This window comes from Eikenella sp. Marseille-P7795, assembly GCF_916618725.1.
In the GTDB taxonomy this organism is placed as follows: Bacteria; Pseudomonadota; Gammaproteobacteria; order Burkholderiales; family Neisseriaceae; genus Eikenella; species Eikenella longinqua.
In genome coordinates this window covers 122,362-143,631 of sequence record NZ_CAKAJZ010000003.1, presented here as the reverse complement: position 1 = coordinate 143,631, position 21,270 = coordinate 122,362, and the positions used below count along the sequence as shown (strand labels likewise).

Annotated in this window: 19 protein-coding genes; 4 read left to right on the top strand and 15 right to left on the bottom strand. The window is 61.6% G+C overall.

The features are described 5' to 3' along the window. Positions 1-41: 41 nt before the first annotated feature. The 4 genes from LG371_RS07075 (at position 42) to LG371_RS07060 (ending at position 2,964) form a co-directional block, all read left to right on the top strand. A complete protein-coding gene (locus tag LG371_RS07075; protein WP_067590652.1) occupies positions 42-680 on the top strand; it encodes a DedA family protein in 639 nt (212 codons plus the stop codon). Between the two features lie 139 nt (positions 681-819). After that, positions 820-1,818 carry a DNA polymerase III subunit delta' gene (holB, locus tag LG371_RS07070; RefSeq protein ID WP_225748131.1) on the top strand — a complete coding sequence of 333 codons (999 nt, stop codon included), beginning with the start codon at positions 820-822 and terminating at the stop codon, positions 1,816-1,818. A 16-nt stretch (positions 1,819-1,834) separates the two neighbouring features. Next, positions 1,835-2,194, top strand: a complete 360-nt coding sequence (locus LG371_RS07065; RefSeq protein WP_067590646.1) for a PilZ domain-containing protein — start codon at positions 1,835-1,837, stop codon at positions 2,192-2,194. A 2-nt stretch (positions 2,195-2,196) separates the two neighbouring features. Then, positions 2,197-2,964, top strand: coding sequence for a TatD family hydrolase (locus LG371_RS07060; protein ID WP_067590643.1), 768 nt, complete (start codon positions 2,197-2,199; stop codon positions 2,962-2,964). Between the two features lie 98 nt (positions 2,965-3,062). Here the strand turns inward: LG371_RS07060 and ftsZ are convergent, their stop codons facing one another. The 15 genes from ftsZ to LG371_RS06985 form a co-directional block, all read right to left on the bottom strand. Beyond that, positions 3,063-4,235, bottom strand: coding sequence for a cell division protein FtsZ (ftsZ, locus tag LG371_RS07055; protein ID WP_225748130.1), 1,173 nt, complete (start codon positions 4,233-4,235; stop codon positions 3,063-3,065). A 100-nt stretch (positions 4,236-4,335) separates the two neighbouring features. Then, positions 4,336-5,577 carry a cell division protein FtsA gene (gene ftsA, locus LG371_RS07050; RefSeq protein WP_067590636.1) on the bottom strand — a complete coding sequence of 414 codons (1,242 nt, stop codon included), beginning with the start codon at positions 5,575-5,577 and terminating at the stop codon, positions 4,336-4,338. A gap of 46 nt (positions 5,578-5,623) precedes the next feature. After that, the gene (locus tag LG371_RS07045) at positions 5,624-6,394 is read right to left on the bottom strand and encodes a cell division protein FtsQ/DivIB (RefSeq protein WP_225748129.1); all 771 of its coding nucleotides are present in this window, start codon (positions 6,392-6,394) and stop codon (positions 5,624-5,626) included. Next, positions 6,378-7,298, bottom strand: coding sequence for a D-alanine--D-alanine ligase (locus LG371_RS07040; protein WP_067590629.1), 921 nt, complete (start codon positions 7,296-7,298; stop codon positions 6,378-6,380). Before LG371_RS07040 ends, LG371_RS07045 begins: the two co-directional genes overlap by 17 nt. Before the next feature lie 79 nt (positions 7,299-7,377). Then, the gene (locus tag LG371_RS07035) at positions 7,378-8,430 is read right to left on the bottom strand and encodes a hypothetical protein (RefSeq protein WP_225748128.1); all 1,053 of its coding nucleotides are present in this window, start codon (positions 8,428-8,430) and stop codon (positions 7,378-7,380) included. A 97-nt stretch (positions 8,431-8,527) separates the two neighbouring features. After that, entirely contained in the window at positions 8,528-9,928 is a 1,401-nt protein-coding gene (gene murC, locus LG371_RS07030) for a UDP-N-acetylmuramate--L-alanine ligase (RefSeq protein ID WP_067590624.1), read from the bottom strand. Positions 9,929-10,155: 227 nt separating this feature from the next. Then, the gene (locus LG371_RS07025) at positions 10,156-10,656 is read right to left on the bottom strand and encodes a hypothetical protein (RefSeq protein ID WP_225748127.1); all 501 of its coding nucleotides are present in this window, start codon (positions 10,654-10,656) and stop codon (positions 10,156-10,158) included. Between the two features lie 236 nt (positions 10,657-10,892). Continuing rightward, a complete protein-coding gene (murG, locus tag LG371_RS07020) occupies positions 10,893-11,960 on the bottom strand; it encodes an undecaprenyldiphospho-muramoylpentapeptide beta-N-acetylglucosaminyltransferase (RefSeq protein WP_225748126.1) in 1,068 nt (355 codons plus the stop codon). A 10-nt stretch (positions 11,961-11,970) separates the two neighbouring features. Further along, positions 11,971-13,125, bottom strand: coding sequence for a putative lipid II flippase FtsW (gene ftsW / locus LG371_RS07015; RefSeq protein ID WP_067590615.1), 1,155 nt, complete (start codon positions 13,123-13,125; stop codon positions 11,971-11,973). 168 nt (positions 13,126-13,293) lie between these two features. Beyond that, positions 13,294-14,637, bottom strand: a complete 1,344-nt coding sequence (gene murD / locus LG371_RS07010; protein WP_225748125.1) for a UDP-N-acetylmuramoyl-L-alanine--D-glutamate ligase — start codon at positions 14,635-14,637, stop codon at positions 13,294-13,296. Positions 14,638-14,769: 132 nt separating this feature from the next. After that, on the bottom strand, positions 14,770-14,943 hold the full coding sequence (locus LG371_RS07005; RefSeq protein WP_225748124.1) for a hypothetical protein: 174 nt from the start codon (positions 14,941-14,943) through the stop codon (positions 14,770-14,772). A gap of 234 nt (positions 14,944-15,177) precedes the next feature. Then, the gene (gene mraY, locus LG371_RS07000; protein WP_225748123.1) at positions 15,178-16,260 is read right to left on the bottom strand and encodes a phospho-N-acetylmuramoyl-pentapeptide-transferase; all 1,083 of its coding nucleotides are present in this window, start codon (positions 16,258-16,260) and stop codon (positions 15,178-15,180) included. A gap of 127 nt (positions 16,261-16,387) precedes the next feature. Next, positions 16,388-17,770 carry a UDP-N-acetylmuramoyl-tripeptide--D-alanyl-D-alanine ligase gene (gene murF / locus LG371_RS06995; RefSeq protein ID WP_225748122.1) on the bottom strand — a complete coding sequence of 461 codons (1,383 nt, stop codon included), beginning with the start codon at positions 17,768-17,770 and terminating at the stop codon, positions 16,388-16,390. A gap of 196 nt (positions 17,771-17,966) precedes the next feature. Beyond that, on the bottom strand, positions 17,967-19,448 hold the full coding sequence (locus tag LG371_RS06990) for a UDP-N-acetylmuramoyl-L-alanyl-D-glutamate--2,6-diaminopimelate ligase (protein ID WP_067590605.1): 1,482 nt from the start codon (positions 19,446-19,448) through the stop codon (positions 17,967-17,969). A 19-nt stretch (positions 19,449-19,467) separates the two neighbouring features. Continuing rightward, entirely contained in the window at positions 19,468-21,204 is a 1,737-nt protein-coding gene (locus LG371_RS06985; protein ID WP_067590602.1) for a penicillin-binding protein 2, read from the bottom strand. Positions 21,205-21,270 lie beyond the last annotated feature (66 nt).

Sequence of the window (21,270 nt, the reverse complement as noted above, 5' to 3'; positions counted from 1 at the left end):
TTGCCTTACAATGCCGCCCATTTCCCACACGCACACCCGCCATGATTGCCCACTTGATTGATTTCGTCCTGCATATCGACCAACACCTCATCGAGCTCACCCAAAGCTACGGCGTTTGGATTTACGCCATCCTATTCCTCATCGTGTTTTGCGAAACCGGGCTGGTGGTCACGCCCTTCCTGCCAGGCGATTCGCTTTTGTTTGCCGCCGGGGCGGTGGCCGCGCTGGGCGGCATGAATGTGCACTTGGCGGCAGCGCTGCTGCTCGCCGCGGCGGTGATTGGCGACGCGGTAAACTTTGCCATCGGCAAATATTTCGGCGAAAAGCTGTTTTCCAAACCCGATTCGCGCATCTTCAAACGCGAATATCTGGATAAAACCCACGCCTTCTACGAAAAATACGGCGGCAAAACCATCATTCTGGCGCGCTTCGTGCCGATTGTGCGCACCTTCGCGCCTTTCGTGGCCGGCATGGGCGACATGCACTACGGCCGCTTTATCCGCTACAATATCATCGGCGCCGTGCTGTGGGTGGGTCTGCTCACCTATGCCGGCTATTTCTTCGGCGAGCTGCCGGTGGTGAAAAACAATTTCGGCCTGGTGGTGATCGGCATCATCGTGATTTCGGTGCTGCCGATGGCGGTGGAAATCGCCAGGGCCAAGTGGGGCAAAAAAGGCTAGTTTGCCCGCCCCGGCTGCCGATTTGTGCCGCGCGCATTTTTCAGGTAGCCTTCCCGCCCGCTTCCCCGCACCGAAGCTTTGTTTCTTAAAGAGAAAATTTTTCAGGTAGCCTCATCTTTTCCGGCAGCCTCATCCCGCTATGATTTACCCCTGGCAACAATCCGCCTGGCAGCAGCTGGCCGCGCAGTGGGCCAACCGCCCCAACGCCTGGCTGTTCACCGGCCGCCGCAACACCGGCAAAACCGCCTTCGCCCGCCATCTAACGCAGGCGCTGCTGTGCGAGCAGCCGCAAGCCGGGCACCAGCCCTGCGGCAGCTGCCCCTCCTGCCACCTGTTCGCCCAAGGCAGCCACCCGGACTACTACGAGCTCACGCCCGAGCTGCCGGCCGAAGGTGAAAGCGGCCGCAAATTGCTGCAAATCAAAATCGACGCCGTGCGCGCCGTGCTCTCCCCCCTGCTGCAAAGCTCCGTGCGCGGCGGGCTGCGCGTGGTGCTGGTGCAGCCGGCGGAAACCATGAACATCCAAGCCGCCAACGCGCTGCTGAAAATGCTGGAAGAGCCGCCCGCCGCCGTGGTGTTCCTGCTGGTAACGCACAACAAAGACCGCCTGCTGCCCACCATCAAAAGCCGCTGCCGCCCCTTCCTGCTGCCCGCCCCGAGCGCCGAAGAAGCCTTGGGCTACCTGAAAACGCACGGCTCGCACGATGCCGCCCAGGCCGAAGCCCTGCTCGCCTTCCACAGCGGCGCCCCCCTGTTTGCCGCCGAGCCCGAGCAAGACGCCCTGCGCGAAGAGTTGTGCCAGCTGCTGGCCAAGCCGCGCCTGCTCGCCATGCTGGATTACGCCGCCGCCTTCGACAAGCAAAAATGGCCGCTCGCCGTATTCCTGGATTGGCTGCACAAATGGCTGGCCGACACCGCCCTCGCCCAGCAGCAGCTGCCCCCGCTGTATTACCCGCAGCACGAAGCCGCCCTTTTTCAGGTAGCCTCCCGCACGGCAGGGCAGCCCCTGTTTCAATTGGTGCAGCGCCTAAACCGCCTCAGCCCTTACGGCCGCCACACCTTAAGTGTTAGAATGCAGATTGAAAATTTGTTAATCGACTATCTCGCCTTCTGGCAAAACAAACCCTCTACTTACTAAACAACAAGGACATACCATGAGCACACCCGCCGAGCAAGCACCCGGCCGCATGATGAGCGTGAGCCTCAAAGACAAACCCACCGCCTACTACAGCTACATGCCCTTCCTCGAACACGGCGGCATCTTCGTGCCCACCAACGATCAATTCACCATGGGCGAAGAAGTGCTGCTGATTCTCGAGCTGTTCGACCAGTCTGAAAAATACTTCCTGCGCACCCGCGTGGTGTGGATCAACCTCAGCCGCACCACCAGCGGCCAGCCGCAAGGCGTCGGCCTCGCATTCGGCGACGACGAAACCGCCATCAAGTGTAAAAACTACATCGAAGACCAACTGCCCGGCCTGCTGCACACCGACCGCGCCACCTACACCATGTAGCCATGCTCATCGATTCGCACTGCCACCTCAACTTCCCCGAGCTCGCCCAAAGGCTACCTGAAATCCTCGGCAACATGGCCGAAGCCGGCGTGGGCAAAGCCATCGCCATCAGCGTGAGCCGCCAGAGCTTCGAAGAAGTACACGCCATCGCCCAAGCCCACCCCCACATCTACGCCACCGTCGGCATCCACCCCGACGACCCCGAAGCCCAAGAATTCAGCCTGGATGAGCTCTTGGCGCGCGCCGCCCTGCCCAAAGTGGTCGGCATCGGCGAAACCGGCCTGGACTACCACTGGTGCAAAGGCGATTTGGCCTGGCAGCACCAACGCTTCTCCCTACACATCGAAGCCGCCAACCGCAGCGGCCTGCCCCTCGTGGTGCACACCCGCGATGCCGCCGACGACACCATGCGCCTGTTGCGCGAGCACCAAGCCCACGCCGGCGTGATCCACTGCTTCACCGAAGACGTGCGCATCGCCAAGCTGGCCTTGGATTTGGGCTTCTACATTTCCTTCTCCGGCATCGTTACCTTCAAAAACGCCACCGCCATCCAAGAAGCCGCCCGCTACGTGCCGCTCGACCGGCTGCTGGTGGAAACCGACTCACCCTACCTCGCCCCCGTGCCCAAACGCGGCAAAACCAACGAGCCCGCCTACGTGCGGCACACTGCCGCCTTCGTTGCCCAACTGCGCGGCGACACCCTGGAAAACATCGCCCAAGCCACCACCGCCAACTGCCTGCGCCTGTTTCACAAAATTCCAGCAGCTTGATTAGTCCGATTCAATCGGCTTATCCGCCCAAAGGTATGGACGCAACAAAAGGCTACCTGAAAATTTTCAGGTAGCCTTTTACTATAAACCAAACCGGCTTAATCAGCTTGTCGGCGAATCACCGCCGGAATCTCGAAATCGTCCAGCACAGATTGGTTGGCAAAATCGGAAGCGGCCAAATTCATGGTGCGGGCGGTGCGGCCGGAACGGATCACGCTGTCGATTTCCGGGAAGCCGCCGTCGGTGCCGGTGGCTTGGGCGGCTTTCACCATACGCAGATTGCTGCTCTGGCTGTTGTCGCCCTGCTCTTTCAGGCCGGTGGCGATGATGGTAACGCGGATTTCGCCTTCCTGCATGGCCGCATCTTCGGCCGTGCCGTATTTCAGCTCAGCATCCGGGTGGGCATATTCGCTCACCACCGACATGATTTCTTTATATTCTTTCATGGTCAGGCCGTCGGGGGCGGTGGTGATGTTCACCAGCACGCCGCGCGCGCCTTCCAGCGTTACGTTGTCCAGCAGCGGGCTGGCAATCGCCTGCTCGGTGGCTATACGGGCGCGGTCGATGCCCTGCGCGAAGCCGGAGCCCATCATGGCCATGCCCGTAATGCCCATCACGTTGCGCACGTCGGCAAAGTCCAAGTTGATCATGCCCGGGCAGGTAATCACTTCAGCAATACCGGCCACGGCGTTGCGCAATACGTTGTCCGCGGCGCGGAATGCCTGGCGCACGGTTACGTCTTCGCCCAATGCGGTCATCAGCTTGTCGTTCGGGATAACAATGAGGGAATCCACCTGGTTTTTCAGGGTATCCAAGCCTTCTTTGGCAATCTGGATGCGTTTGCCTTCGTGCTCGAACGGGCGGGTTACCACGGCCACGGTGAGGATGCCCAGCTCGCGGGCGATTTCGGCCACCACGGGAGCGGCGCCGGTGCCGGTGCCGCCGCCCATGCCGGTGGTGATGAACAGCATATTGGCGCCCTGAATGGCATCGGCGATGGTTTCGCGGTCTTCCTGCGCGGCGGCACGGCCGGTTTCAGGATTGGCGCCGGCGCCCAAGCCTTTGGTCAGGTTGGTGCCCAGCTGGATGCGTTTGGGTGCTTTATTGCTCTGCAAGGATTGGGCATCGGTATTGGCGCTGATGAATTCGACGCCTTGTACCGTGTTGTCAATCATGTTGTTAATGGCATTGCAGCCGCCGCCGCCGATACCGATAACCTTAATGACCGCGGGGCTGGCTGCGGATTCGACAACATCATAAACCAATTGCATTTAACACTCCTTGATTGTGCCCGGAAGGCTACCTGAAAACTGAAATCGCCCGTATTATAAAGGTTTGAACGGATTTTGTGTGCAAGAATAAGCAAAAAGGCTAGAAATTGTTTTTCAGCCACTCTTTAAGGCGGTAGAAGACAGAATCGCCCTCGCCGCCCTGCCTGCCGGCGGGATGCGCGGCGTGCTGGCTGCCGCCTTGTTCCGCCGCGGTCTGCAACAGGCCGATAGCGGTGGCGTAGCGCGGGTTGCGGATGCGCTCAGAGAGGCCGCCCATTTCCTTCGGCACGCCGATGCGGGCGGGCAGGTTGAACACGTCTTCTGCCAGCTCCACCACGCCGGAGAGCAACGAAGCGCCGCCGGTGAGCACCACGCCGGAAGTGAGCACTTCTTCGGGGAAGCCGGAACGGTGCAGCTCGTTGCGGGTGAGCTCCAAAATTTCTTCCACGCGCGGGCCGATCACGCTGGCCAGCACGCGGCGCGAAATCTGGCGCGGCTGGCGGTCGCCCACGCTGGGCACTTCGATCATTTCGTCCAAGCCGTCGCCGGTGGCCAATGCCACGCCGTGGTTGATTTTGATGTATTCGGCGGCGCTGTAGGGCGTGCGCAGGGCTTGCGCCAAATCTTTGGTGATCAGGTCGCCGGCCACCGGAATCACGGCGGTGTGTCGGATGGCGCCGTTGGTGTAAACGGCAATATCGGTGGTGCCGCCGCCGATGTCGATCACGCACACACCCAATTCTTTTTCGTCTTCCGTCAACACTGCGCGGCCGCTGGCCAGGGGCTGCAAAATCATATTGTCGATATGCAGGCCGCAGCGTTCAATACATTTCTGGATGTTCTGCATGGCGGTAACGGCACCGGTAACGATGTGGATGCGCGTATCCAGGCGCACACCGCTCATGCCGATGGGCTCGCGCACGCCGGGCTGGTTATCGATGATGTATTCCTGCACCACGGTGTGCAGAATCTGATGATCCGGCGGGATATTCACGGCTTTGGCGGTTTCGATGGCGCGGTCGATGTCGGCCTGCATCACTTCGCCTTCTTTGATTTTCACCACGCCCTGCGAGTTCATGCTGCGGATATGGTTGCCGGCAATGCCGGTAACCACGCTGCCGATTTGGCAGTCGGCCATCAGCTGGGCCTCTTCCATTGCCTGGGTGATGGCTTGGGCGGTGGCATCGATGTTGGTGACCATGCCGGCTTTGAGCCCGTGCGAGGGCGCTTGGCCGAAGCCGATGATGTGGATTTCGTCGTCATCTTGCACTTCGCCGATCAAAACGATGGTTTTGGAAGTGCCGATGTCCAGCGCGCCTACCAGTTGTTTGTTGTTTGCCATGATGTTTGTCTCGCTTGTTGCTTAAATTATCGGATTGTTGAAATGGTTAGTCGGCCGCCTGATTGCGGGGTGTGGTTTCGTTGTCGTTTTCGTTATCGTTGCCTTCGTTATCGGCGCCTTGCCGGTAGCGTACGGCAAAGCCGTCGCGGTAGCGCAAATCCACGTAGCGGATGTCGGCAGCGCGATCTTTCAGGATTTCGTGCCAGGCCTGCACGAAACGGCGCAGGCGCATGGACGCCTCATTGCGCCCCAAGTGCAATTGGATGCCGTTGCCCAAGGTCAGCACCCGCGACGAGCGCGGGCTGTAGTCCATCCGGCTGATGCTTTGGCCGGTAGGCGCCAAAATGGCCTGAAATTCGGCAAATTCGTCCACCATAATTTTACGCATTCCCGGCGTGCCTGCAAATATGGGAAAGTTTTCGTCGCTCGGCGCATCGAAACCTTTGCCTTCGCTGTCCACCAAGCCGCCGCCTTCCCAGCGCGCCACGGGTTTGCGCTCCACCACCTGAATCTGCACCGTATCCGGCCACAGGCGGCGCACTTCGGCTTTGGCCACCCACGGCAGCGCTTCAAACGCCTGCCGCGCTTCGTTTAAATCGGCTTTGAAAATATTGCCGCGAATATGCTGGCTGGCGGTTTGTTGCAGCTGGGCGGCGCTCAGGCGCTGGAGCTGGCCGTCGATTTTCACCAGTTTAACAGGGAAATACGGCGAATTCATCATCCACATCACGGCAGCCGTCACCAAGCCGATGCCGGCCAAGAGGTAGAGGCTGCTGTTGATGCGTTTTAACGCGCCGGCATTATCCCAAAGTCGCATGGCTCAGCACTTCAACGCATAAGTCGGCAAAATCCAAGCCGGTTTGTGCGGCGGCCTTGGGCACCAGGCTGTGGCTGGTCATGCCGGGCACGGTGTTGATTTCCAAGAGATACAGCTGGCCTTCCTTGCTGCGCAGAAAATCCACCCTGCCCCAGCCGCGCCCGCCGATGGCTTCGAAGCCGGCTTTGGCCAGGCGGCGGATTTCGGCTTCGCCTGCCGCGTCCAAATCGCTCGGGCATTGGTATACCGTGTCGTTGCGGAAATATTTGGCGTCGTAGTCGTAAAACTCGGTGGCGGGGATGATGCGGATGCTGGGCAGCGCCTGCTTGCCGAGCACGGCGCAGGTGTATTCGCCGCCGTCGATGAAGCGTTCGGCGATGATTTCGCCGTGCAGGTGGCGTTCGCGCAGCTCGCGGTACACTTTGGGCAGCTCGCCGGCCTGCTTCACTTTCACCACGCCCACGCTGCTGCCTTCGGCGGCGGGCTTCACAAACATCGGCAGCCCAAGCTCGGCTTCCACGGCGGCAAAATCGCTGTCGTCGTGCAGCACGGCGAAATCGGGCACGGGCAGGCCGAGCGCCTGCCAAATCAGTTTGCAGCGGTATTTGTCCATACCCAGCGCGGAGGCGGCCATGCCGCAGCCGGTGTAGGGGATGCCGATGGAATCGAGCAGCGCCTGCACGGTGCCGTCTTCGCCGTAGGTGCCGTGCAGCACGTTGAAGGCTACCTGAAAACCCTGCGCCTTCAGTTGCAGGATGTCTTGCTCTTTCGGATCGAACCGGTGGGCGTCGATGCCCCGGCCCTGCAAGGCGGCCAACACGGCGGCGCCGCTGTCGAGCGACACTTCGCGCTCGGTGGAAAACCCGCCGTTCAACACGGCCACTTTGCCAAACTGCTTGTTCATTTGCTTTGCTTCTTTCTTGCTAAAACTTTTTTCAGGTAGCCCCTTTGCCAGACGCCCGTCTGAGAGGCTACCTGAAAACTTAAAACCGATAATGCCGCCAGTTCGGATCGTATTCGCAATCCACCTGCGGCTTGAGCTGCGCAAACCGTGCGCATATCTCCTGCGCCTTAGCTGCCAGCCGTTCCGGCTCACCGGTGGCGGCAAACACGGTGCGCTCGCCGCGCGTGAGGTTGGTCACAGACAAGGTAACGATGCCCTGCTGCTGGTGGGCGGCTTCGGCATCGAGCTCGTCTTGCAACTGATAGGCGGCGGTGAGCCCCTCTTCGCCGTCGATGCTGCACTGTACCGACACCACCCAGCCCATGTCCGCGCGGCCGAGCAGGCCGTTGGCCGATTCGTTGCGCAGCAGCACCAGCGCATCGCGGCCGGCTTCTTCGTCTTCGTCGCACTGGTAGGCGGCAAACTCCCATTCCGGCTCGGGATAGAGCGCGTCGCGCCCCAAGGCTTTCCACACTTCGTCTAATTTTTCAGGTAGCCTGTTGAGCGGCACGGCATCCGGCGGCACGGCATCTACAAAATCCAGCGCGCCCACTTTCACCACCGCGTCCCACTCGCCCAGCACATGGTCGAGCATGATGATGGCCAAGTGCTGCACCGCAGCCTTGTCTTCTTCCTTCGGTGGGGCGGCAAACGCCATTTCCAGCGCCGGCAAACCCTGCCACTCCTCGCAGCGCACCAAAATATCCGCCGCGCGCAAATCCACGCCGTTCATGCGGATGGCAAACTGCTCCGAGGCACCCACCCGCTGCCGGAAGCACACCACCGAGCGCTGCGTGCCCTCCGCCGCTTCGGCCACCAGCGCCAGCACCTGCGGAAACCGCGCAATCACACCGTTGGCGCTGAACACCAGCGCGCCGTTGGCCGGCTCTCCGTCCAGCTCCACCACCACTTCCGGGCAGTGGCGTTGCAGCAATTCGTTGGCTTCGGTTACGAAGGCCACGGCATCGGCAAGCGCCGCCAGCCGTGCTTCTTCCTGCTGCCAATCCGCCCAGAAGCGGCGGGCGTTGGCATTTAATTCATCCAAACGTACGCGGTAGGAGCGGGCGTTGCCGCCGGATTCTGACGAACTCATATTTTGTCCTTGCAAAGGCTACCTGAAAATTGTTCAGCACAGCCTGAACTATCCACAATCAGGCTACCTGAAAGCGCCAGCTTCTGCGAAGCTAAAACTACGCCGCGCCCGCCAAATCGCGCAAAGCCTGCGGCACCTTGTTGATGCTGCCAGCGCCCATGTTCAACAGCAGGTCGCCGTCTTGCAGCAGGGTGAGCAGGGTACTCGGCATATCGGCCACATCGGCGCAGTAAATCGGCTCCAGCCGCCCGGCCACGCGCAGGGTGCGGATGAGCGCACGGCTGTCGGCGGCCACAATCGGATCTTCGCCGGCGGCATACACATCGGTGAGCACCAAGGCGTCGGCGGTGTTCAGCACGCGCACAAAGTCTTCAAACAAATCGCGGGTGCGGGTGTAGCGGTGGGGCTGGAAGGCCAGCACCAGGCGGCGTTCGGGATAGGCGCCGCGCGCGGCGGCCAGGGTGGCGGCCATTTCGGCGGGGTGGTGGCCGTAGTCGTCGATCACCAAGGCGCTGCCACCCTGGGGCAGCTTGATTTCGCCATAGCTCTGGAAACGCCGACCCACGCCGCCGAAGCCGGCCAGCCCGCGTTGGATGGCTTCCACATCGGCGCCGCACTCCAGCGCCACGCCGATGGCGGCCAGCGCGTTGAGCACATTGTGCCGCCCCGGCGCGTTCAGGCGCACGTCAAACGGCGCGATATCGCGGTTTTTCAGGTGCACGGTGAAGCACATCTGCGCGCCTTCGTTGCGCACATTGTCGGCATAAATATCCGCTTCGGGGTTGAAGCCGTAGGTGGCGAAGGGCTTTTGGATACGCGGCAGGATGGCACGCACGTGCTCGCTCTCGATACACAAAAACGCCTTGCCGTAGAACGGCATACGGTGCACAAACTCCACAAAGGCCTGATGCAGCTTGTCCACGCTGTGGCCGTAGGTGTCCATGTGGTCGGTGTCGATATTGGTCACCACGGTGATCACGGGCGTGAGGTAGAGGAAGGAGGCGTCGGATTCGTCGGCTTCGGCCACGATATATTTGCCGCCGCCGAGCTTGGCGTTGGTGCCGGCCGCCATCAGGCGCCCGCCAATCACGAAGGTGGGATCAAGGCCGGCGGCGGTGAGGATGGAGGCGGTGAGGCTGGTGGTGGTGGTTTTGCCGTGCGTGCCGGCGATGGCAATGCCTTGGCCGAAACGCATAATCTCGGCCAGCATCATGGCGCGCGGAATCACCGGAATCTTGGCCGCGCGCGCCGCCAGCACTTCGGGGTTGTCTGGCTTGATAGCGGTGGAAGTAACCACCACGTCCACGCCTTCGATGTTTTCCGCCGCATGGCCGTTGAACACTTTAATGCCCATATCGGCGAGCTGGCGCGTTACCGGGCTTTGCGCCTGGTCGGAGCCGGACACGTCGAATTCTTTATACAGCACCTCGGCCAGGCCGCACATACCGGCGCCGCCGATGCCGACGAAATGGATGCGTTTGACACGTTCTTTCATAATCTGCCAACTATTCTTGCGGCCGCCGCGCGGCAGCCGGTGTGTAAAAAAGTGTTATTGTAAATGCCGCCGCCCAATCATGCCATGTTTTCCACAAATTAACACACGGCTGAAGAGGCTACCTGAAAACTTCTACGCCGATTTTCAGGTAGCCTACTATTGCATCTTTCAGGCTAGTTGAAAGCATGGGCTGCAGCGCAATTAAAACGGGCGAGCGAGTTTTTACTAAGCTAAGGCAGCTTCTCCAGCAGCGCCGCCACTTCCCCGCGCGAAGCAGTAAACAGCTTCTCCCGCAGCTCGGCCACCAAGCCCGGCGGCAAGGCCAACACCTCGCCCTCATGCCGACACCAATACAGTACATCGTCCGCGCCTAAGCCGATAAAATCACCATCGGCAATTTCCCGCAACCGCAGATAGCCTAGCCCCGCGATTTCCACTTCATCCAGCGCCGCCGGCACGCTGCCAGCAAAACCTAGTGTCTCCAAGCGGCGCAGGCCAGTCTGCTCTTCCGCCGAAGCCGCTCGGGTAATCGAGCCGACATCCGCCGACAGGGGCTGCGTGAAATCAAATCCTGCATGATCAAACGCAATGCCCGCCGGCAGATTGTCGATTACCACAAGCTCCAGCCGCGTTTGCTGACCGTCGGCATTGCACACCTCGATCCCGCGAAACACCGCATTCCGTTTCGGTAACAGCGCTTCATATTCTGCCGCACAGGGTGAAAAGAACACGTCAAATCGGTTGCCCACGCCGCGCGAAAACCGCTCCACCGCCCCATTTGCCACTGCCTGCCGCAGCCGCTACTCGCCAAGCTGCGCGAACACTTCTGCCAGCAGCGCATTCAACCGCTCGGTTTCGCGGCGGCTTTTGCTTTTCAGCCAATTAAACATGATTGCATTTCCCTGCCGTTCTGGCTACCTGAAAAATCCAACAATGCTTCTATTTTTCAGGTAGCCTCATCCGGCAATCAGCCCACGGCCGCCAGCGCTGCTTCCGCCACTTTGGCCGCGCTGTCGGGCTTGGCCATCTGCCGTGCATGCTCCGCCCATTGGCGGCAGGTGTCGCGGTTCAGGCCGGCCAGGGTGGAGGCCAGCTTCTGCGCCGTGAGCTCGCCCTGCGGCAGCAGCACCCCCGCCCCGCCGGCGGCCACGAAGCGCGCATTGGCGGTTTGGTGGTCGTCCACCGCGTAGGGATAGGGCACCAGCAGCGCGCCCACGCCCGCCGCCGCCAGCTCGGCGATGGTAAGCGCGCCGGAGCGGCACACCACCAAGTCCGCCGCGCCGTAGGCCGCCGCCATATCGTCGATAAACTCGCTGCATTCGGCCTGCACGCCCGCTTCGGTATAACGCTGCTGCAAACCTTCCAGCTTGCCGCGCCCGCTCTGGTGGCACACCTGCGGGCGCTGCTCTTCGGGCAGCAGCGCCAGCGCTTCGGGCAAGAGGCGGTTTAGGATATCTGCGCCCAGGCTGCCGCCGGTAACCAGCAGCTTGAGGCTGCCTTCGCGCTCGGCAAAGCGCTCTTCGGGCGCGGGCAAGGCGGCAATATCGGCGCGCACCGGATTGCCCACCAGCCCGTCTTCCCCGGCAAAGGCTCTGGGGAAGGCATACAGCACGCGGCTGGCCAGCTTGGCCAAAATGCGGTTGGAAAGGCCGGCCACCGCGTTTTGCTCGTGAATCACAATCGGCACGCCGCAGAGCTTGGCCGCAATGCCGCCGGGCACGGTGACGAAACCGCCGAAGCCGATCACGCCATCGACATGGTGCTGCCGGATAATCCGTTTGGCCGCGCAAACGGTACGCCACAGCGTGAACGGCAGCGCGAGCTTGCGCTTGAGGCCGTTGCCGCGCACGCCTTTGATGGCCAGCGTTTCGATTTCAATGCCGTGCTGCGGCACGATGCGCGTTTCCATCGCGCCCTCGCTGCCCAGCCACAGCACGTTCTGCCCGCGCTCCTTCAGCGCGGCGGCCACCGCCAGCGCCGGAAAGATATGCCCCCCGGTGCCGCCGGCCATCAGCAAAAATGTTTTGCCGCCCATATTCCGTCCTTTACACATTAAACCCGCGCATTTTGCGGCGGTTTTCATAATCCACGCGCAGCAGCAGCGCCAGCGCGATCAGCATGGCCCACAAAGCCGAACCGCCGAAGGAAATCAGCGGCAGGGTGAGCCCCTTGGTGGGCAAGAGGCCGATGTTCACGCCGATGTTGAAAAAGCTCTGGATGCCCAGCCAAATGCCCACGCCGCTGGCCACGAAGGCGCCGAAAAACAGCTCCAAATCGCGTGCCATCTTGCCGATGGAAAACGCGCGCCACACCAGCCACAAATAGCAGGCGGTGAGCGCCATCATGCCGAGGAAGCCGAATTCCTCGCCGATTACCGCGGTGATGAAATCGGTGTGCGCCTCGGGCAGGTAGAAGCGTTTTTCCAAACCCGCGCCCAAGCCCACGCCCGTCCAGCCGCCACGGCCGATGGCCATCAGCGCGTGGGTAAGCTGGTAGCCGCTGCCCAGCGGGTCGGCCCAGGGGTCGAGGAAGGCGGTTACGCGCGCCATGCGGTAGGGCGAAATCAGCACCAGCGCGCCCATGCCGCTCAAGCCCGCCAGCACCACCACGATAAACCAGCGAAACGGCAGCCCCACCAAAAACAGCAGCCCGATGCTGATAACAGACACCACCACAAACGAGCCGAAATCCGGCTGCAACATAATCAGCCCCAGCCCGCCGCCCACCGGCAGCGCCACCCAGCACACCTTTCTCAAATGCTGCAACACTTCCGAGCGACGCATAAAAAAGCCCGAAAGATAAAGGATTACCGCCAGCTTGAAAAACTCCGTGGGCTGCAAATTGATCGGCCCCACATGAATCCAGCGGCGCGCGCCGTTGATTTCGCGCCCCACCACCAGCACCACCATCAGCAGGATCAAGCTGCCCAAGAGCAGCGCCATCGAATATTTCTGCCACACCCGCATCGGTATCTGAAACGCCGCCCAGGCCAGCAGGCCGCCGCCGCCGATATACGAAGCCTGGCGGATCAGGAAAAACCATTTGCTGCCGTTGGCCTGCCCGGCATACGCCACCGAGGCGGAATACACCATCACCAGGCTGAAGCCCAGCATCAGCACCACCAGCCACAGCAGCGATTGATCGACAGTGTGGCCGTGGCGCAGGATTTTGCGGTCGAGGAGTTTGGATTCGGTAATCATTCGGGTGTTTCGGGTTACTTCAAAAATCAATGGGAAAACTTTTTCAGGTAGCCATTGCGGCTGCGGAGGAGGCTACCTGAAAACACCAGCTTCAGCGAAGCTCAAACCAAGCAGCGGTTTTCAGGTAGCCTCAAAATTTGAAAGGCTACCTGAAATTCAACCACCCGCCTACAGCGCCTCAAACGCCTCGATAAACACCTGCGAGCGGTGCGCATAGCCTTTAAACATATCGAAGCTGGCACAGGCGGGGCTGAGCAATACGATGTCGCCGGGCTCGGCTTGGCGGTAGGCGGTTTGCACGGCTTCCTGCAAGCTGGCGCAATCGATCATTTCCACGCCGCAGCCGGCGAGGTCGCGGCGGATTTGCGGCGCGTCCACACCGATGAGCAGCACGGCGCGGGCTTTGCCGGGCAGCACGTTTTTCAGTGGGGTGAAGTCCTGCCCTTTGCCCTGCCCGCCGGCAATCAGGAAGAGTGGGCTTTGCAGGCCGGCGATGGCGGCTTCGGTGGCGCCCACGTTGGTGCCCTTGCTGTCATCGATAAACACCACGCCGTTTTTCTCGCCGATTTTTTCCACGCGGTGTGGCAGGCCTTTGAAAGTGCGCACGTGGCGCAGCAGTTCGGCGCGCGACAGGCCGACGGCTTCGCACAGGGCGAGCGCAGCCAATACGTTGGCGGCGTTGTGCAGGCCTTGCAGCGGGATGTCGGCGGCGGCAATCAGCGTTTCGGCGCCGTGTTTCAGGTAGCCCGAGGCGGCGTCAAACCAATAATCGGCCTGCTGTTGCAGCGAAAAACGGCGCACTTCGCGCCCGCTGCGCTTCATGGCGCGGCACAATGGGTCGTCGGCGTTGAGCACTTGCACGCCGCTGCCGCGGAAGATTTTATCTTTGGCGTGGGCGTAGTCGAGCAGGTCGTCGTAGCGGTTGAGGTGGTCTTCGGAGATGTTGAGCACGGCGGCGGCGGCGGCGTTTAAGTGGTCGGTGTTCTCCAGCTGGAAGCTGGAGAGCTCGAGCACCCACACGTCGGCGCTTTGCTCCTGCCTGTCTTCATAAGCTTCGAGCACGGGCGTGCCGATGTTGCCGGCCACCACGGTATCGAGCCCGCATTCTCGGCACAGGTGGCCGACCAGGCTGGTAACGGTGGTTTTGCCGTTGCTGCCGGTGATGGCGATGATTTTGTCGCGCCTGCCGGAAAGCTCGTGGGCGAGGATTTCCACGTCACCCAGCACGCGGCCTCCGGCCTGCTTGAAGGCTTCGATCTCAGGCGTGCGCTCGCTGATGCCGGGGCTGAGGGCAAGGATGCCGAAGCCTTCGGCCAGGGCGTTTTTCAGGTAGCCTGTGTGGCAGGCGAGGCCGGGGAAGCGTTGTTGCAGCTCGGCCTGTTTGTCGGCGGGGAAGTCGGCATCATAGGCGGCCACCTGCGCGCCTTTGCGGCGTAGGAAGTCGAGCATGGAAATGCCGCTGCCGCCCATGCCGGCCACGAGGATTTTTTGGTTTTGCCATTCGCTTTTCATTTTGTTCTCCATGCCGCGCAGCTTGCCTGCGGGCGGCGGTTTTCTCTCTTCATTAGGTTTGGTTTTGCCAAAGCCTATTTTTAGCTTTGCAGAAACTCCGCTTCCTGCGGAAACTTCGTTTTCAGGTAGCCTTTATTGCCCGCTCATGCCAAGCAACAGCTTCATCAGCAGCAGCCACGGCAACAAAATCCCGCCGATGCACACCATCAGCCACAAAATCAAACTGTCGGTTACCCGCCGCAGCAGGGCCAAATAGCCCCAGGAATACAAGCCCCAAAACGCCGCGGCAATCAGCGCCGCCGCCATATTGCCGTCTGTCAGGCCAAACAGGAAAGTGATGCCGGCAAAGGCCAGCGCCCACTGCCAGGCGCGAGAGTTTTCGGAAAATCCTGCATCTTGGCAAAGGTCAGCAAAATAAGCAGGTGCAGCAAGCCCATAACAAAACCTCTCTATTCAGTTCAATCTATTTCAGCTTCGCAGAAGCTTGCAATGTCTGTTTTCAGGTAGCCTCTTAGCCTGTTGAGGCTACCTGAAAACCGTTTAGCGGATTTTCAGCGTGCTCAAACCCACCAGCACCAGCACGATGGTGATGATCCAAAAGCGCACCACCACCTGCGTTTCCTTCCAGCCCTTCTGCTCGAAATGATGGTGGATGGGCGCCATCAGGAAGATGCGCTTTTTCGTCTTCTTATACCAGCCCACTTGCAGCATCACGCTCAACGCTTCCACCACAAACAGCCCGCCCATAATCACCAACACAAACTCCTGCCGCACAATCACCGCCACCGTGCCCAGCGCCGCGCCCAGCGCCAGCGCGCCCACGTCGCCCATAAACACCTGCGCCGGCGCCGCGTTGAACCACAAAAAGCCCAAACACGCACCGCACATCGCCGCGCAAAACACCATCACCTCGTTCGCCCCCGGCACGAAAGGCAGCTGCAAATAGCGCGCAAACTGCCAGTGCCCCGCGGCATAAGCGAAAATCGCCATCCCGCCGGCCACCAGCACCACCGGAAAGGCCGCCAGCCCGTCTAAGCCGTCGGTGAGGTTGACCGCATTGGAGGTGCCCACAATGGTGAAATACGACAGCACCACAAAGCCCACCACGCCCAAAGGCAGCGCCACCTGCTTGAAGAAAGGCACAATCAAAATATTGTTGGCCGCATTGCTCGCCACATAAAACAGCAGCAGGCCCGCCGCCAGCGCCACGCTGCTCTGCCACACCATCTTAAACTTGGCCGACACGCCGTGCGGGTCTTTATACACCACCTTGCGCCAGTCGTCGTAGAAGCCCAGCGCGCCCGTGCCCAGCAGCACGCCCAGCAGAATCCAGATATACGGGTGCGACACATTGCTCCACAACAGCGTAGACACCGTAATCGACACCAAAATCAGCACCCCGCCCATGGTGGGCGTGCCCGCCTTGGCCAAGTGGGTTTGCGGGCCGTCGCTGCGGATGGCCTGCCCCGCCTTCAGCTCGGTGAGCTTGTGGATGGTCCACGGCCCCAGCATCAGGCTGAACAGCAGCGCCGTGAGCGCCGCCATCACCGCGCGGAAAGTGGTGTATTGGAAAACATTCAGCGCCGAAATCCAATTGCTGAGCTTGGCCAACCATAAAAACATAAAACTTCCTCAAAATCGTTTTGAAACAGGCTGCCTGCAAGCTGAGGCTACCTGAAAATTATTGTGCACACGCTGCGGCAAACAGCACAAACTGCCAAAAGGCAGCATTATAAACCAGCCGCCGCGCTCACGCCGACCCGTCCTGCAAGGCCTGCACCACCTCTTCCATCGCCATAAAGCGCGAGCCTTTCACCAGCACCGAAGCGCGCTCCGGCAAATCGTGCGCGAGCACCTGGATCAGCGGGTCTTTGGCGGCAAACCACAAGCCCGCCGCGCCGAAGGCTTCCGCAGCCTCCACGCTGAAATCGCCCACAAAATAGGCGGCCTCGATGCCCTTATCCCGCGCGTAGCGGCCGATTTCGGCGTGCATGGCCGGCGCTTCGTCGTCGCCCAGCTCGCCCATGTCGCCCATCACGAATACGCGCGGCGCAGGCAGCTCGGCCAGCACATCCAGCGCGGCCTTCATGCTGTCGGGGTTGGCGTTGTAGGTGTCGTCGATGAGCGTGGCGCCGCGCAGGCCGGCTTTGCGCTGCAAACGGCCTTTGATGTTGGCAAAATCGGCCAGCGCGGCAGCAATTTCAGGTAGCCCCACGCCCGCCTGCAAAGCCAAGGCGGCAGCGGCCACGGCGTTGGCCACATTGTGTTTGCCCGGCACGGGCAGCGCCACCGCCGCACGTTCGTTGTGCCACACCAAATCGAATCGGCAGCCCAAGGGCAGCAGCTGCACGTTTTCAGCGTAAATCTCGCCCTTCTCCACACCAAACTCGATCTGCCGCACATTCAGCGCGCGGCAGGCGGCGCGGAACACTTCAGCGTATTCGTCTTCCGCCGGAACCAGCGCCGTGCCGTTTTCAGGTAGCCCACGGTAGATTTCGCTTTTGGCGCGGGCAATGTCGCCCACGCCGTCGAAGCCGCAGCCGATGTGCGCGCGCAGGGCGTTGTTTACCAGCGCGGCATCGGGGCGGGCGAGGCGGGTGAGCGCGTCGAGCTCGCCGAAGTGGCTCATGCCCATTTCGATCACGGCGTAGCGGTGCTGCGGGCGCAACGAGAGCAGCGTGAGCGGCAGGCCGATGTGGTTGTTGAAATTGCCGGCGGTGGCCAGCACGGCCGCTTCGCCAAATTGGCGGCGCAGGATGGCGGCCAGCATTTCCTTCACCGTGGTTTTGCCGGAAGAGCCGGTGATGCCGAGCACCAGCGGGTTCACCGCTTCGCGCCAGGCCGCCGCCAGCGTTTGCAGCCCGGCCAAGGTGTCGGCCACTTGCAGGCTGCTCGAAAGTGCGGCGCAGTCGGCGCGCGATACCAGCGCCAAGGCGCCCTGCTCCAGCACGGCGGGCACGAAATCGTGGGCATCGTGTTTCTCGCCGATCAGGGCCACGAACAAATCGGCGCCGCGCTCGTCGGCAGCGGCGGCTTGGCGGCTGTCGGTGATCACGCGGCGGATGAGGAGGTTGCGCTGCGGCGCGGGCAGGTTTAGGGCGCGGCAAACGAAGGCTAAGTCGAGTGTGGGCATGGGAAGTTCCATTAAAAATATGCGGTGGGGCAGGCCGAAACGGGCAGGCTACCTGAAAAAGTTTCCACGCTTTCAGGTAGCCATAATCGCCATGAGGCTACCTGAAAATGAAGGATGGGAGCGGCAAGGCCGGCCTGCTCAATCAGCAGGCTACCTGAAAATCTGATGTGCCGTTTTTTCAGGTAGCCTTTGTTGTTTAAGCAAGCTCGGCCAATGCGGCTTCGGCGATTTCGAAATCGGAAAAGTGGTGCTTCTCGCCCTGCACGTCCTGATAGGTTTCGTGGCCTTTGCCGGCAATCAGGATGATGTCGTGCGGCGCGGCGCGGCGGATGGCGGTTTCGATGGCGGCGCAGCGGTCGGCTTCCACCAGAGCGGGCTGCGGCACGGCGGGCAGGATGTCGGCGATGATGTCTTGCGGCTCTTCCATGCGCGGGTTGTCGCTGGTTACCACTACCTTATCGGCGCCCTGCACGGCGGCGGCGCCCATCAGCGGGCGTTTGCCGCGGTCGCGGTTGCCGCCGCAGCCGAACACGCACCACAGGCTCGCGCCCTGCGGCTTGATTTCTTGCAGGGTGGCGAGCGCTTTTTCCAGCGCGTCGGGCGTGTGGGCGTAATCCACCACCACCAGCGGGCGGCCGGGATGGCTGATGCAGTCCATGCGGCCGGTGGCGGGCTGGATTCGGGCGAGCACGCGCAGCACGTCGACCAGCGCGTAGCCCTCGGCGCACAGCAGGCCCACGCAGGCGGCGAGGTTTTGCGCGTTGAAACGGCCGAGCAGCCGGCTGTGCACTTCGCCGCTGCCCCACGGCGTATCGAAGGCCACCTGCATGCCTTGGGCGGAGGCGGCAAAACGGGTGATGCGGACGGAGGCTTCTGCGTTGAAGCCGTAGCCGTACACTTGCAATTCGGGGCGCTCGGCGCGCAGTTGGGCGGCCAGCTCGCGGCCGAAGGGGTCGTCGGTGTTGATGACGGCGTGTTTGAGGCTTTGCCAGTAGAACAGTTTGGCTTTGCTCGCGCCGTAGGCGGCCATGCTGCCGTGGTAGTCGAGGTGGTCGCGGGTGAGGTTGGTGAAGATGGCGCTGGAGAAAGGCGTGCCGACCACGCGGTTTTGGTCGAGCCCGTGGCTGGACACTTCCATCGCCACGGCGGCGGCGCCTTGCTGCTTGAACTGGTGCAGCAGGGTTTGCACGCGCACGGGGTCGGGCGTGGTGTGGGTGGTGGCTTCAAGCTGCCCCCAGAAGCCGTTGCCCACGGTGCCGATGATGGCGCAGGGCGTGCCGAACAGGCCGGCGGCTTGGGCCAGCCATTGCGTAATCGAGGTTTTGCCATTGGTGCCGGTTACGCCCCAGCAGGAGAGGCTACCTGAAAAATTGCCATACAGTTTGGCGGCAAGCAGGCCGGCATTCTGCTTCAAATGCGGCACGCCGCAGTTGGCCACCTGCCATTCGGGCTGCCAAGAGAAGCCGTCGCTGCTGTCCCAAAACACCATCACCGCGCCATTGGCGATGGCGGCGGGGATGTAGTTGCGCCCGTCGGCATATTCGCCCTGGCAGGCCACAAAAATATCGCCGGGGCGCACCAGGCGGCTGTCCATACGCAAAATGCACCCCGCCGCCACAGCGGGCGGCAGAGTGCAGTTGTCGGGCAGGGGAAACTGTTTGTCCTTCAAGCAATACATGGTCGGCTCCAGCACCGATTTATTTGGCAGCCACGCGCTGCACGGGTTTGGTGGGCGTTACGCCCAGGATGTTGAGCGAGCCGGCCATGATGTCTTTAAACACCGGCCCGGCCACGATGCCGCCGTAGTAGCCGTTTTGCGTGGGCTCGTCGATGTTCACCGCCACAATCACGCGCGGATGCTCGGCGGGGGCGAAGCCGATGAAGGTGGCCATGTGTTTGTTGTCGGCGTAGCGGCCGTCCACCAGTTTGCGGGCAGTGCCGGTTTTGGCACCCACGTCGAAGCCGGGCACGGCGCCGTGCGTGCCGGTGCCACCGGGCTCGGTTACGGCCACCATCATGCGGCGGATGGCGCGCGCAGTTTCCGGCTTGATCACCTGCTCGCCCTGCGGCGCGGTGCTCTGGCGCAGGAAACTCACCGGCAGGAGTTTGCCGTCGCTGGTGAAGATGGTGTAGCCGTGCGCCAGTTGCAGCAGGCTCACCTGCAAGCCGTAGCCGAACGACATGGTGGCCTGCTCGATCGGGCGCCAGTTGCGCCAATCGCGCACCAAGCCGGGCGATTCGCCGGGGAAACCGGAATGCATGCGGCGGCCGAAGCCCACGGATTGGTAGAAATCGTGCATTTCTTCCGGCTTAAACATGGCCGAGAGCTTGCTCACGCCCACGTTGGACGATTTCTGCATGATGCCGCGCAGGGTGAGCGAGGGGTAATTGTGCGTATCGCGCACGGTGGCCGCGCCGATATTGTAGGTGTTGGTGTTGAACACCATGTTTTCGTTTACTTTGCCCGAATCCAAGGCTTTGGCAATCGGGAAGGGCTTCATGGCCGAGCCGGGCTCCAGCATATCGGTTACCGCGCGGTTGCGGCGCAGGGCGCTGTCGGCCTCGCCGGGCTGGTTCGGGTCGTAGTCGGGCAGGTTCACCAGCGCCAGAATCTCGCCGGTTTGTGCATCCAGCACCACGGCGGTGCCGGCTTTGGCCTGATGGTAGGCAATGGCCTGCGCCAGCTTCTCATGCGCCAGCGACTGGATGCGTTGATCGAGCGACAGCACCATATTGCGCCCGTCCACTGCATCGCGGTTACGCGGCGAATCCAGCGAATCCACATAATTGCCCTTGTTGTCGCGCAGCACCACGCGCGCGCCGTCTTGGCCGCGCAGGTCGTCTTCACGAGACAGCTCCAAGCCTTCCTGGCCTTTGCCGTCGATATTGGTGAAGCCGATCACGTGCGAAAACAGGTTGCTCATCGGATATTGGCGCTTGGATTCGGTTTGGAAGGCCAGGCCGTCAATCTTCAGCTCGCGCACTTTGGCGGCGGTCTCTGCCGTCATCTGGCGCTTGAGGAACACAAAATCGCTGTTGGTGCGCGCCAGACGGTCGGCAATGGTTTCCACCGGCACGTCGATCAGCGCGGAAAGCTGCTCCAGCTGCTCCTGGCTGGGCATTTTCTCCATGGCGGAGGGCACGGCATACAGCGAATCGGTGGGCGCGCTCAAGGCCAGTACGGCGCCGTTGCGGTCGGTGATGGTGCCGCGGTTGGCCGGCTGCACCAGCGTGCGCACGAAGCGCTTGTTGCCTTCTTCCTGCAGCCTGTCCTGTTCCACCGTGTGCAAATGCACGCTCCAAGCCACCGCTGTGCCGAAAGCCAAAGCAAACACCAGCAGCACAAAGGCAATCCGGCCGTTGGTGCTCACCGGTTTCTTCTGCTTGGCCGGCTTCTGCCGCATCTGCGGTTTGTAGTCGCTTTTGATTAACATGGTCTGTCCATACTCTCTGCTGCCGCCTGCTGCCGACAATTCAACTCATTATTTTATTTAGCTCAC